This window comes from Niastella sp. OAS944 (assembly GCA_024809215.1).
Classification (GTDB): Bacteria; Bacteroidota; Bacteroidia; order Chitinophagales; family Chitinophagaceae; genus Niastella.
Genome location: JANUBW010000003.1, coordinates 826,880 through 840,403, shown reverse-complemented (window position 1 = coordinate 840,403; position 13,524 = coordinate 826,880). Strand labels below are relative to the sequence as shown.

Annotated in this window: 12 protein-coding genes; 4 read left to right on the top strand and 8 right to left on the bottom strand. The window is 41.5% G+C overall.

The genetic code is table 11. The features are described from left to right. Window positions 1-526: 526 nt before the first annotated feature. On the bottom strand, window positions 527-1,615 hold the full coding sequence (locus tag GGD38_RS18210) for an acyltransferase family protein (RefSeq protein ID WP_375297678.1): 1,089 nt from the start codon (window positions 1,613-1,615) through the stop codon (window positions 527-529). A 116-nt stretch (window positions 1,616-1,731) separates the two neighbouring features. Continuing rightward, window positions 1,732-2,757, bottom strand: a complete 1,026-nt coding sequence (locus GGD38_RS18205; protein WP_375297677.1) for a 2-oxoacid:ferredoxin oxidoreductase subunit beta — start codon at window positions 2,755-2,757, stop codon at window positions 1,732-1,734. Window positions 2,758-2,922: 165 nt separating this feature from the next. On the opposite strand from GGD38_RS18205, the gene GGD38_RS18200 reads away from it, so the two are divergent. Together GGD38_RS18200 and GGD38_RS18195 are read left to right on the top strand one after the other, a co-directional pair. Next, on the top strand, window positions 2,923-5,070 hold the full coding sequence (locus GGD38_RS18200; RefSeq protein ID WP_375297676.1) for a S9 family peptidase: 2,148 nt from the start codon (window positions 2,923-2,925) through the stop codon (window positions 5,068-5,070). Window positions 5,071-5,086: 16 nt separating this feature from the next. Then, window positions 5,087-6,586: a hypothetical protein gene (locus tag GGD38_RS18195; protein WP_375297675.1), complete on the top strand. Its 1,500-nt coding sequence runs from the start codon at window positions 5,087-5,089 to the stop codon at window positions 6,584-6,586. A 66-nt stretch (window positions 6,587-6,652) separates the two neighbouring features. Here the strand turns inward: GGD38_RS18195 and GGD38_RS18190 are convergent, their stop codons facing one another. The 4 genes from GGD38_RS18190 to GGD38_RS18175 form a co-directional block, all read right to left on the bottom strand. Continuing rightward, on the bottom strand, window positions 6,653-7,216 hold the full coding sequence (locus tag GGD38_RS18190) for a porin family protein (RefSeq protein ID WP_375297674.1): 564 nt from the start codon (window positions 7,214-7,216) through the stop codon (window positions 6,653-6,655). Window positions 7,217-7,297: 81 nt separating this feature from the next. Continuing rightward, complete coding sequence (locus GGD38_RS18185; protein ID WP_375297673.1) at window positions 7,298-8,575, bottom strand: peptidoglycan DD-metalloendopeptidase family protein; 1,278 nt, start codon at window positions 8,573-8,575, stop codon at window positions 7,298-7,300. 209 nt (window positions 8,576-8,784) lie between these two features. After that, complete coding sequence (locus tag GGD38_RS18180) at window positions 8,785-9,156, bottom strand: YccF domain-containing protein (protein WP_375297672.1); 372 nt, start codon at window positions 9,154-9,156, stop codon at window positions 8,785-8,787. Beyond that, window positions 9,153-10,385 carry a TCR/Tet family MFS transporter gene (locus tag GGD38_RS18175; RefSeq protein ID WP_375297671.1) on the bottom strand — a complete coding sequence of 411 codons (1,233 nt, stop codon included), beginning with the start codon at window positions 10,383-10,385 and terminating at the stop codon, window positions 9,153-9,155. Before GGD38_RS18175 ends, GGD38_RS18180 begins: the two co-directional genes overlap by 4 nt. 102 nt (window positions 10,386-10,487) lie before the next feature. Here GGD38_RS18175 and GGD38_RS18170 point away from each other — a divergent pair, with 102 nt between their 5' ends. Next, complete coding sequence (locus GGD38_RS18170; protein ID WP_375297670.1) at window positions 10,488-11,219, top strand: DUF72 domain-containing protein; 732 nt, start codon at window positions 10,488-10,490, stop codon at window positions 11,217-11,219. 310 nt (window positions 11,220-11,529) lie between these two features. After that, window positions 11,530-11,982, top strand: a complete 453-nt coding sequence (locus tag GGD38_RS18165) for a sensor histidine kinase (RefSeq protein ID WP_375297669.1) — start codon at window positions 11,530-11,532, stop codon at window positions 11,980-11,982. Window positions 11,983-11,994: 12 nt separating this feature from the next. Here GGD38_RS18165 and GGD38_RS18160 read toward each other — a convergent pair whose 3' ends face one another. Together GGD38_RS18160 and GGD38_RS18155 are read right to left on the bottom strand one after the other, a co-directional pair. After that, entirely contained in the window at window positions 11,995-12,927 is a 933-nt protein-coding gene (locus tag GGD38_RS18160; protein WP_375297668.1) for a class I SAM-dependent methyltransferase, read from the bottom strand. 156 nt (window positions 12,928-13,083) lie between these two features. Then, window positions 13,084-13,401 carry an RNA recognition motif domain-containing protein gene (locus GGD38_RS18155; protein WP_375297667.1) on the bottom strand — a complete coding sequence of 106 codons (318 nt, stop codon included), beginning with the start codon at window positions 13,399-13,401 and terminating at the stop codon, window positions 13,084-13,086. Between the last annotated feature and the right edge of the window lie 123 nt (window positions 13,402-13,524).

Below are 13,524 nucleotides of genomic sequence, written 5' to 3'. Positions count from 1 at the left end.
CGGGCTATGTGTTGAATAACCTTCTCACCGGCATTGCACCCTGAAACTAATCCAATCTCCCTATTTCCAACCATCCAATTTCTAGTTACTCCAATTTCCAAATAAATTATAATAACTTGTTTTTAAGTACGGATATTAACTTGTTCGTACCGTATATTGTCCGCCACCCTTTTTAATTATATCTCTGTTTACCGTGCTGCTGATCCTTTGTGCCTAGAAACTGCAAATAAAAAGATTGTACCAGTAACTAAAACTAACTGCTTTTACTCCTGTACCAGCAGTCAAATTTAAATTACTAACCGTAGAAGGAGATTTGCCTTGGTATGCAACGGCCATTTTGCTGCATGCAATGATTCGTCACCTTCACTATTATAATATCTGGTTTCTGTCCATCATCCATTGAACCCCATTTGCGATCAAATTATTATATAACAACATATTGCTTAACTTCTTTCTTTTTGTGGTTTCAGAGGTAAGCACAGGCCGGCGATATCCATCGCTGGCTCCTTTTTTTATAGAGGATTAGTTATCCCTTATGTTCTGCCCTTTTATCGGCAGGCTTTACCCAAAACTTTCTGGTAACTGCCACCAGTGGCTTTTCAACATATAGATAAACAAGATAACCTGCTACTACTGTTACCGTAAACAAAACAATGGTAAACAGCAAAGCATTAGAAGTGAGACTCAGCCGCTTTAACAATAAGGCGGTGCCACTTAAAGTAAAAGGATGGAATAAGTATAAAGAGTAAGACGAATTTCCTGCTGCCAAAAACAATTTCTTCAGGCCCGATGCACCGGCCTTTATAAAACCTTCCAAACATAAAAAACCGGCAAACACAAATAACATGGGAATACCCCATAACCAACCCCGGTTGTTTTCCTGGTTGGGTACCTTTAAAACCGCTTCTGTAACAAGCAGCGACACCCCCACAAAACAAAGCAGTATGCCCGTTATAGCATTGGGTTTTATCAGCTTTTTATTAAAAACATAAAAGCAGCCCATACCGTAAATAAATTCCAAATACAAATTATTGGTGGCAAACCAAAAGGGGTACCCACTTACTGAAAATAACAGCCCCACAACTACCATCAGCAACAATATCACCGATGAAACCTGCACAGCTCTATAGGTGCCTTTGTAAATGAACAGGCCAAATATGATGTAAAACAAAAACTCAAAACTAAGCGTCCAGCCATTTGAGTTGAGAAACCTTGTTCCGTTAGGAAATAAAGTGTAGGAAGCCCAAATGCTGGTTTCACCACCCGAAGTATTTATAATTTCGGGCTTGTAGAAAAATATTATTAATGCTATTGTGGTAGTGAGCCAGTAAAGTGGCAGAATTCTTTTTATACGATGAAGTATGAACTGGCCGAAGGTAAGGTTGCGGCCAAATGTAGAAAAGCACATGATATAGCCAGAGATAATAAAAAACAGGTCAACTCCCGAGCCGCCAATTAAAAACCCATTTAAGGCGCCGTTTCCATATTGGCCCCCTTTGATGGAGATATGCAGCAATACTACCAAAATAGCGGCAAGGCCCCGCATAATTTGAATAGATTCAATATTGGTATCATTCGTTTTTCCTAGGGAATACCGGGAGGTTTGTTGCTTCATAGCACATATTAACACGTTGCTGCCGAAAACAAAACGGCCGGAAAGCAAATGCAAACAGTGATCATTGCAGTGCTGCCCGGCCGGTTTTTTATTTACAAATCGTTTAAATAAGATGATTATGCAATGGTCCAGGTTTCTTTACCACGTAACAACTTGTCTAAATTTCCTTTGCCTTTTGCCATTACTTCATCAATTTGCATTTGCATGCCATCTTCATAACAAGGGCGATCGGTTTCATAAAACACCCCAAACGGACGCGGCAAATGATCGGGCAGGCGTGGGTCATCGAACATGCGTACAAGGATCTGCGCTTTGTAGAAATCGTTTTCATCATGCACCCACAAGTCGTTTACAGAACCGCCGTTGTTTAAATCAACGATAACAGGTTTAAAACCATCTAACTTAATTCCTTTGTCCTTATTGGCGCCAAACACTAACGGTTTGCCATGTTCCAGGAAAAGGGTGTTATCAAGCTTTGTCGATTTCTCGGTAAATGTTTCAAACGCACCATCGTTGAAGATGTTACAGTTTTGATAGATCTCGAGGAAAGAAGCGCCTTTATGTTTATGGCTTCTTATCAACGCATCCTGCAGGTGTTTGGGATCGCGGTCCATTGAACGGGCAACGAAGGTTGCATCGGCCCCCATGGCTAAAGCCAGCGGGTTAAATGGATGATCGATACTGCCAAAAGGTGTTGACTTGGTTACTTTATTTTCCTCTGAAGTTGGCGAATACTGCCCTTTTGTTAAACCATAGATCTGGTTATTGAACAACATCACATTCACATCGAAATTGCGACGCAACAAATGAATGGTATGGTTACCGCCAATACTCAATCCATCACCATCACCGGTAACAATCCAAACGCTTAATTCAGGCCTGGCAGCTTTCAGTCCACTCGCAACTGCTGTTGCACGGCCATGAATTGAGTGCATGCCATACGTATTCATATAGTAAGGGAAGCGGCTGCTGCAGCCGATACCGGATATGATAACTATGTTTTCCTTTGGAATACCCAAACCCGGCATTATCTTTTGCACTTGCGCCAAAATGGAGTAGTCGCCACAACCAGGGCACCAACGAACTTCCTGGTCGGTAGCAAAATCTTTTGGCGTTAAAGCGGGCGCTGTAGTTTCACTCATATTATATAGATTACTGCAAAATTATCGCAATAACCAACAATGAGCAAGGATTATTAATAGCTCGAACTGTTAATATGACAATGGTGTGACCACTGATCATAGAATATTGATTTTAAAGGCGAAAATGGGTCTGAATTCGTATTTTCAGCACTCAAAATTCAAAGCATGAGAACGCTTGTATACCTTATTGCACTGCTTATTTCTGCGGCAGCAACGGGTCAAACCAAACAACCTGTTTCTGTTACAGATATGCTTAAAATCAAATCCATTGGCAATGTGGCCCTGTCGCCCGATGGCAACAAAGCTGTTTTTACAGTTACAGCCATTGAAAATGAGGGCGAAAGCAAGTGGGATTATAAATATGTTTCACAGCTTTGGCTTGTGCCAACCGATGGCAATTCAACTCCACGCCAACTTACCACCCGCGAAAGCGCTTCACAACCTGCCTGGAGCCCCGATGGTAAACAATTGGCATTTAGCCGGCTGGCAGATGGCAAACAGCAGATCTTTCTGCTTTCTCTCGATGGTGGCGAAGCCAGGCAATTAACGAAGTTTAAATATGGCGCCAGCGCCCCCAAATGGAGTCCCGATGGCAAACAGCTGCTGTTTGCTGCCAACATTCCCTTGCCCGATCTTATAAAAGATTCTGTATTGAACCCGCTGGGCAAAGTGCCCGACTGGCCTTTTGAAAAACCAGGGTTCAATAACAATGACCAACTAAAGCCCACAAAAGCAAAGGCAAACCCCGATGGTTCCATTGATGAGGTTAGGGCTTACCTTAACAATAACGTGGTTGATAAAAAAGCCCGGGTTATCAATAAACTCAATTTTCAGGATGAGCTCAATATCAACAGCGACCTGGGTTTTATCCATTTCTTTGTTACCGGCACCCAGCCAGGCGATTCACCTGTTGCCGTAACGCATGGCTTTTATTCTTTTGCCACCGCTGATTTCACGCCCGATGGCAAACAGCTTGTTTTATCGGCACACATCGATTCTTTGGAGCACCCTAACCGGTCGCAGGAGAACGAAATTTATTTAGCCAATGCCAATGGAAGCGGTTTGCGCAAGCTGATTGGCAAAAAAGAAATGGCTTATTCCGTTCCACGTATTTCTCCTTCGGGCAAATGGCTGGCATTTCAGATTTCTGAAGAAACATTTGTAAAAGTGCCTCAGCTGGCTATAATGCCGGTAAATGGTTCAGAAAAGGATATGATCATTATTCCTTTCGACCGCTTTAAAGGCAATGTAACCTGGAGCCAGGATGAAAAGTTTTTGTACCTCACCACCGCCAGCAATGGCGGTGTTCCGCTTTACAGGGTGAATGTAAAAACCAAACAGGTTGAACAGCTTACCGACTACAATACGGGCATCAGCAGCTTCGATATAGTTAACAACAAGCTTGTTTTTGTAAAAACAGAAGTGGCCAATCCATTTGAATTATACCTGGCCGATGCCAACGCAAAAAATGAACGCCGCATTAGCAACTTCAATTTCGACTGGCTGCAAAACAAACAACTTTCTTTTCCCGAAAAGAAAACCTTTACCAACGAAAAGGGATTGACCATTGAGTATTGGGTAATGAAACCGGCCAATTATGAGCCCGGAAAAAAATATCCGCTGGTACTTGAAATTCATGGCGGACCTTCAGCCATGTGGGGCCCGGGCGAAAGCAGCATGTGGCACGAGTACCAGTTCTTTTGCAGCAAAGGATATGGCGTGGTGTATTGTAACCCGCGCGGCAGCGGTGGTTATGGCGAGAATTTTTTGCGGGCCAATATCAACGACTGGGGCAACGGCCCATCGGGCGACGTGTTAACTGCATTAGATAAAACCGTAGCCGAGGGCTGGGCCGATACGTCGAAGCTTGTAGTTACCGGTGGTTCCTATGCTGGTTACCTGGTTGCCTGGATCATAGCACACGACCATCGTTTTAAAGCAGCCTGCTCACAACGCGGTGTATACGACCTGAGCACATTTTTTGGTGAAGGCAACGCCTGGCGGCTGGTGCCCAATTATTTTGGCGGCTATCCCTGGGAAGCCGAAGCCAAAGCAAACCTGCAACGCGAATCGCCTATTACCTATGTGCAGGATATTACAACTCCTTATATTATCTTTCACGGCGATAACGACCGGCGCACAGGTTTTGTAGAAAGCGAAATGTTATATCGCAGCCTGAAAGTACTTGGCCGACCGGTTGAATATGTACGGCATCCGAATGCCACACATGAAATAACCCGCAGTGGCGATAACCGGCAACGGATTGACCAAATGTTACGCACCTGGGAGTTTTTTGAGCGTTGGATAAAATAATTAAATAAAGTATATAGTGAACAACAAGCTTCTTCAGTATGGAATACCAGTGCTGGTACTGCTGGTAATTTTCTTTCCCTTATTTCAGACCAATTTTGTTTATTTAGACGATGCTCATCTATTATGGCATAATGAAAAAGAAGTGTCGCTCGATGTTTGGTTCAAACATGGCCGACTTATAAGCGGGCTCACAATAGGAAATCGCTGGGCCAGCATAAACAACATAGATGCAGTAAAACTATCGCGCATTTATTCCATTATAGGATGGCTACTGGCCATTTGTGTATTTGTAAAGGTTGCCACGCAATGGGCGCGTTTGAATTTGATCGATAATCGGGTAGTGCTTGTAGGCGCCGTTTATATTGCATGTAGCCCGTTTGTAGCCATTACCATTGGCTGGGGCGGTACCTGCTTCGCCTTTTGGATAGCTTATACAGCCGGACTTTTAGGCGGTCATATATTGTATACTCAATTAATAAAACACAAACGCTTTCTGTCTATACCTATCCATATACAGTTGCTTGTTCTTTTACTGGGGCTTGTTTCGCTGTTTACTTATCAAATAGGCATTGGCATGTTCCTTATTCCGTTCTTACTGCATTATAACAGCCGCAAGTTTGAGAAACCCGATGCAATACTTATCACCGGTGTAATTTCAATGCTGGTTGTTGTAGGTATTTATTTTCTCCTTTATAAATTACAAATACGGGTTCAAAAACTTGAAATTGCCGAACGTACCGAATTGGAATTAAACGTATTTAAAAAGATCTCTTTCTTTGTTGGCGTACCTACCGCACAAGCTTTCAGCTTTAATATGCTGTTTAGTTTAAGAAGTATTTTCTCGCAGGTGTTTTACATTTTAGCTATTGTGGCATGGGCAGTGCACGCTTTTACTACCGAACGTAATAAACCGGTTGTAAACAAGATCATTTACCTGGCCGTGGTATTTGCCCTGCTTATGCTCATTTACCTGCCCGTAATGGTAACCGTTGAAAACTTTTCTTCGTACCGCACCATGATGGCATTGAACACAGCAGTTACTTTAATGCTCATCAACATGATAGTGCAATGGATAAAACCAGTTTCATGGAAACAGGGCTTTGCCATTGCCGCCATGCTCATTTTTGCGGCTGTGGGTTTTTATAATTTCCGGTCTAACTTTTTGAACCCAATTGTAAAAGAATACCAACTGGTACGTGCCAATGTTGAAAAACAATATACCCCCGGCATTAATAAAGTGTATTTTCTGCGGCCCCCCGAAGATCTTTATAAAGAACAATACAACGTTAATTATTACCGCGATGAATTTGGCGTTCCGCTAACGCATAAAGACTGGGTACCAGAACCACTGGTTAAACAAATAATTTATGAAAAGACCCACGACAAAAGCATTGCCGATAAAGTACAGATAGTAATGTTCGCCCCCGAAGAAGCGGAGAACTTCAATAAGCAGGTGGCGTTAAAAGAACCAAACGCTTTTGCTGTGGATGTTCTGCAAATGTTTAATAATAAGTAATAGGCTGGAATAAAAAAGGGGAGCGCTCATTAAGAACGCTCCCCTTTTTATTTATTAAAACTTCAACTACTTAAACTTGAACGATAAGCCAATTTGACCAACGCGGTTTGAATAGTCGGGCAAATTACGTTTTGAAATATCGGCCAGCCCAATTATGTATCGGCCATAAATGCCTACCTGGCGGGTGATATCAAATCCAAGTCCAATAGCCAACCCTGCATCTGCCTTTTTATAGTATTCATCTACCTCCCATTTATCGTCATCATTTTTATTATTGGCGGCCAGTAAGATCCCTATTTGTGGACCAAAGTCAATATAAAACTGTTTTGTAGCATGAAACTGGAACATGATGGGTATTTGCAAATAACTCAGCGCCAGGGTAAGTTCTTCATTGCCAACTCTATATTGTTGCCCCTGGCCGGAGTATAACAACTCTGGTTGAATGCTCCATTGCGAAGATAGTTTGCTGTTTATAAACACACCAATATGTCCGCTCAGCCTGTTATCGCCATTTAAACCAGCAACATCTGAAATATTCAATCCACCTTTTATACCGACGGAAATTTTTTGTGCCTGTGAGTTTATTGCAAATGCAATAAACATAGCCAGGACTAAAAGATATTTGTTCATGTTTGAAGGGAATTTGTTGATCCCACGCGTTCAAAGCTTATGCCAGTTTACCTTATGCCCAGCCAGCAACTTGTTAATATATCAATTCATGGAAAGGTTTTGTACAACCCCCATATTTACGGTGTTCAATTGTTCCTGCTGTTTAATAACATAATCAGCAAAACGGGTCATTACAGAATCGGGCAACGGTACCGATGGAGGAAATGTTTGTTGTAAGGGGTTTACCTGTTTGCCGTTTTTCCAAAAGCGGTAACATACGTGTGGGCCTGTAGCCAAACCTGTGCTGCCCACATAACCAATAACCTGTCCCTGCCGTACACTTTGCCCGGCCCTAACAGCTTGTTTGGTCATGTGCAGGTATTGGGTTGAATAGGTATCATCATGTTTTACCTTAACATAATTACCATTATTGTTTGAGAATTCCGATTCAACTACAACGCCATCGCCTGTTGAGATAATTGGCGTTCCTTCGGGTGCAGCATAATCGGTACCTAAATGTGTTTTCCATCTTTTTTGTACAGGATGAAAACGCCTTAATGAATAACCTGAAGTTATATGACTGAACTTAAGCGGCGCTTTTAAGAAAGACTTGCGTAAGCTCTTTCCTTTTTCATCATAGTAATCGCCTGCTTCTGTTGTATCGGACTTATAATAGAATGCATAAAATTTTTCACCGTTGTGTGAAAATACGGCCGATTGAATAGCGCCTGTTTCAACCGGTTCGTTTTTTATATAGCGTTGCTCGTATAATATTTTAAAATAGTCGCCATCGTGTATTGAATAAAAATCTACTGTATAGGCGTACAGATCGGCCATCTTCATAGCCAGCGCCGGATCGATACCCGATTTTTTAAATGTTTCATATAACGATCCGTCAATAATGCCCGAAGCAGTTTCAAGGCGTGCAGTTACCTGTCGTTTACCGGTCACTACTTTTACCGAATCGCGCAGGTCGTACATAACATAGTCAACAGCGTTAGGTTGATATACAAAATAATTAACCTTATGGGTGGTGTCTTTTGATGCAAATACTGTGTACTGGGCGCCGGCTTTCATTTTACGTACGTCATATACGTATTTTGATTTTGCCTGCAACCGGGCAATTGTATTGGTATCAACGTTATATAATTCCAGAATGGAGGTCAGGAATTCATTTCGCTGAATAATGCTTTCGGTAACATTAAATGAATCGAGGGGAAGGCCAAACCGGCGCGGAACTATAATAACAGATGAATCTTTTTTTGCCTGGGGTGCTTTTTCTCCCGGTAAAGAAAGGTTCAAGCTGCTCAATACAATTACTGCCACTATCAAGACGGCCATAAGTGAAAAAGCAATGCCCCAATCCCTGTGTGTAAACATATATGTTTAATTGCCGGTTTTGTTAAGCGGCTTGTTAGCGCAAAAACAATGCCCGGCGACGTTTTGACGTATGACTTTTTTCTTCCATTTTAAAGTCAGGCAGTTACAGTCATTAATAAAGCTTGATATATGCCTTGCCGGTATGCAGGCGGCATTTTGACAAGAATCGTAAAAATACGTGTCTTTTAAAATTGAATTAACATCCGCGACTAACCTACTACATTTCTGCTGAAAGGCAAAAGGGAAAGCTCCATTAATTTCAAATGCTGGCGTCCAAAGGGAATTCCGATAATGGTGATATAAAAAATAGCAGCAAATAAAAGGTGAACAATTGCGGTATACAAGCCGCCGCACAACAACCAAATTATATTACATAATAGCGAAAGACATCCTTCGCCACCTTGTTTGGGAACAATACTTTTACCAAAAGGCCATAATACCACCCCGGCTAATTTAAAACATTGCAATCCCCAGGGAATGCCTACAATGCTAAGGCATAATACAAAGCCGCCAACAATATAACCAAGAGCGGCGGCCAGGCCACCAAATATTAACCAAATGAGATTACCAAGCAGGTTCATGATGATGTTTGCATTATATGTTTTTCTTTATAGAAACTCCGGTAAGCAAAAAACGCGCTTGCCAGCATCAATATACCACCCAATACAAATGGCGCTCCCGCAAACTGTACAGGAGCCGACTTATGTGTAAAATAATTAAACAATTGTGTCATCAGCAGTGGGCCAACTATCGATGTCAAACTCATCAAACTGGTAAGTATACCCTGCAACTCACCCTGTGCATTTGGCGGCACATGACTCGATATAGTAGCCTGTAATGCCGGACCGGCAATACCGCCCAGGCAATAAGGTACTAAAAAAACAAACATCATCCACGTTTGAGTGGCAAAAGCAAACAAAAACATGCCTGCCGAATAAAATAACAACCCTATATAAATACTTTTTATGTTACCTAATATTGGATGCACCTTTCCCATAAGCCAGGTTTGTACAAGCGCAACCAGTACACCTACAACACCCAGCGAAAACCCGATCATTTTTTCGCTCCAGTTAAACTTATATACAGTAAAATAGTTCCAGTTACTTTGTACGGCATGTGCAGCAATGTAAACAAACACTAACGACGAAATAAGCCCAACGATACCAGGATATTTTTTCAATTGTAATAAGGAACCTAACGGGTTGGCACGTTTCCAATCGAATTGGCGGCGGTGTTCTTTATCCAGCGACTCAGGTAAAATAAAATAACCATATAACCAGTTCAACAAACAAAGAACGGCGGCTGCATAAAATGGCGCACGTAATCCAAACCCGCCTAACATACCACCTATAACGGGACCAATAATAAAGCCCAGGCCAAAGGCGGCGCCAATCATTCCAAAATTCTTTGCCCTGTTATCGGCATCGCTGATATCGGCAATGTATGCTGAGGCAGTTGTAAAACTGGCGCCCGTTATACCCGAAATTACACGGCCAACAAATAACCAGGCATAGGTAGGTGCAAAGGCCATGAACAAATAATCGATCCCAAAACCAAATAATGAGAACAGTAATACGGGCCGGCGGCCATACTTATCGCTTAACGCACCTAATAAAGGAGCAATGGCATATTGCATGAGCGCATACACCGTTACTAACCATCCGCCATACTTACTTGTTTCGCCGGGTGGCATATGTTTAAGCTCACCAATGAGTTTAGGCATTACAGGAATTATCAACCCCCATCCAATAACATCTACAAGAATAGTGATAAAGATAAACTTCAATGCTGCCGGGCGTGCTGTTTTCATGCTTTATAAGTTGCTGCAAAGTAAATGGCTTTTTTTAACTATGGTGGTATAATTATTTAAGCATGTATAACATTAATAATTTGATACCTGGCTGGTAAAACAATGGCTAACCTGCAATGGCATATAGGATGTTCGGGGTTTCATTATAAAGAATGGAAAGAAGTTTTTTATCCCAAAGGAGTGCCGCAACGTTTATGGCTCGATCATTATTGTAAACATTTCAATACGCTTGAACTAAACGTTACCTTTTACCGGTTTCCGCAATTATCTTTCTTACAAAACTGGCATCAAAAAACACCTGCACAGTTTTCTTTTGCGGTTAAAGCACCGCGGCTTATTACACATTATAAAAAATTCGACGGGGTTGAATCACTGCTGAGCGATTTTTATGGAACTATACAAGAAGGATTAAAAGAAAAACTGGGTTGTGTTTTGTTTCAGTTGCCGGCACAATTATCTTATTCAGATGAATTGTTACAAAGGATCACACATCAGTTGAACCCTTCTTTTATTAATGTAGTTGAATTTCGACACGCATCGTGGTGGCAAACAAAAGTGCGGGAAACACTAAGCGATCATCATATAAGCTTTTGTGGAATCAGTCATCCCCTGTTGCCCAATGAAGTGGTGGCCAATACAGAAAACATCTATTATCGTTTTCATGGGGTTCCGCATTTATATTATTCGACGTATGATAACAGCTTCTTACAACAGGTAGTGAATGCTATAAGTTCTGCTAAACATGCAAAGCAGGCATATGTATATTTCAATAATACTGCTCAAACTGCTGCTATACAAAATGCTCAATTTGTTCAACAACTTATAGCAATATAATTGCGGCATTTTGCCTGTAGTGTTCTTTCCCGCAACCATGTAATGGGTTTACAGCTGGTAAAAACCTGCATTAAATGAAAACATGTATAAGAACAACTTGATTTTTCCTAAAAAATAATAGAAAATAAAAAAGAAGATATCCTCAACTGTCTTTTTCACACTTTTAGTTCGTTAATTTGCCTCGCACTTTTTTATACGACGCCCTGGTTAAGGCACTGATAATTTTAAATCCGTACACTTTTTATCCGTACATCGTTTAAATTTAATTGTACCCTGTGGAGCATTTTAAAGTATATTAAAGTCCGTTTGTATGAAAAGCCTGATGCAATTCACTCACACCGTACCATCTACTCAAACAGTCACAGAACCTGTTCCTCTTCACCGGCTCGTTGATCAACTAATGGTAGGCCTTTTACCTCTTGTTACCGGTAAAAAAAGCTTTATTATTAACGACGTCGACCAAACATTCCAACTTCAAGCCGATGAAAATTTGCTGGCCTATGTGCTGGGTAACCTGTTAAGCGGCGCAATTAATGGAACTGAAAATGTGTGTATCAGGGTTGAGGCGATTTGTAACAAAGATGGGGTGCAGATCCGTGTTCGTAATAACGGCACTTATTTCTACAGCACCGTATCAAATGGATTTTCGCACGTAGTACAGGCAGCCCGGCAACTGGGCGGCAATATCAGCATCTACAATCAACGCAACGAGGGCACCACGCTTGCATTTTCCATGGCAACCCCGGTTCAAACAATTTGCTAGTAGTGATCTAAATTATTTTTTCTGTTTATCAGAGATCTTAAGGCCCTTGTCGTTATAACTTCCCTTAGCGCCCTTTTGCAATAAGGTAAACGACATTGGCGTAGATATTACAGGCGGTAGCAGTCCCAGAAAGCTAATGAACCCTACTTTCTTCAACAGGGGGTATATTTTAACAAGTGTTGCGTGACGTTCTGCAAACTCTTTATCTTCTTCCAAACGCAGGAAAGTATCTTTCATTCCTTTTTGTTGAAAGCTTACATCCATGCCTATATTAGAGGCTATCTTTTTTACTTTAGGTAGTGTTATGAAGTTGAGCGAGCGCCAAAGGCCTTCTTTTGAAACGCCTTTTATTTTACCAATCAATTGTGGAAAACCGGGCACCAGTGGCAAACCATAATGGGGCTCAAATGGTATCACATAATTGGGGCAATGGTGAAGCATCATACCACCATCGGCAAGTACACTTTTAAACTTGTTAAAAGCAAGCTCTATATTTTTCGGTAGCAGATGTTCCACAACATTCACCGAATACAGCAGATCGTATTTGCCATGTACAGCGGGATCAAGATCTTCAGCAATAAGATCGAGGATCAAATTTCCCGGAAGTTTATAATAATCCCAAATGGCATTCTGAATTTGCAGGTTGAATTCAAAACCAATTTCACTGGGTTCAATACCCGTAATATTTACCCCGTTCATGTGCAGCCAGGCAACAAGCATTCCGGGGCCCGACCCAACTTCAAGTATGCGGCCTTCGAGTGTGAATTTAGAAAGCAGCCTCATGCCAAATACCGCCTCTTCTACATAGTTGAAATATTGTTTGCTTATTTCATCCCATGAATAAGTAATGCGGCTTTTAATATAACTTATTAATGCTTCAGATTTAAGCTCATTGGCATAAGCTTTCATCTTCTGTTCATCGAATACGTTTTGATTTACTGGCACTGTATGGGTGGGTTTTTCTTTTTCTAAAGGCGACAAAACTAATCAAATATCGGCATTAATGTATTTTTTGCCGGCTGTGCCATACTATGAGGGCCGTAAACAAAAAAGTCCCGACGGACATGCCGTCGGGACCCAGTTATTTTAAACCCAAAGGGATTAATAACGATTGTTGTAGCTGTTGTTACGGCTGAAAGAGCGTTTTTCGCCGCCACCGCCGTTACCGCTACGCTCTTCACGAGGACGAGCTTCAGCAACTTTGATCTCCCGGCCTTCAACTCTTCCACCATCCAGTTCAGCGATTGCTTTTCTGGCAGCTTCATCGTTAGCCATTTCAACAAAACCGAATCCACGGCTTTTGCCAGTGAATTTATCAGTGATTACACGTGCAGAAGAAACTTCGCCGTATTCAGCAAAAAAGCCTTCCAAATCATCATCAGTAACGTTGAAACTTAAATTTGAAACATAAATGTTCATACTCTTAACTAAAATTGGTTAAAAATTATTAATGGATCTGAGGTAAAGCAGGGAGTAAAAGAAGACTAACAACTATTAGCAGAAATGCGTAGCGAGATATATCGTTCACTTACCATATGCTTG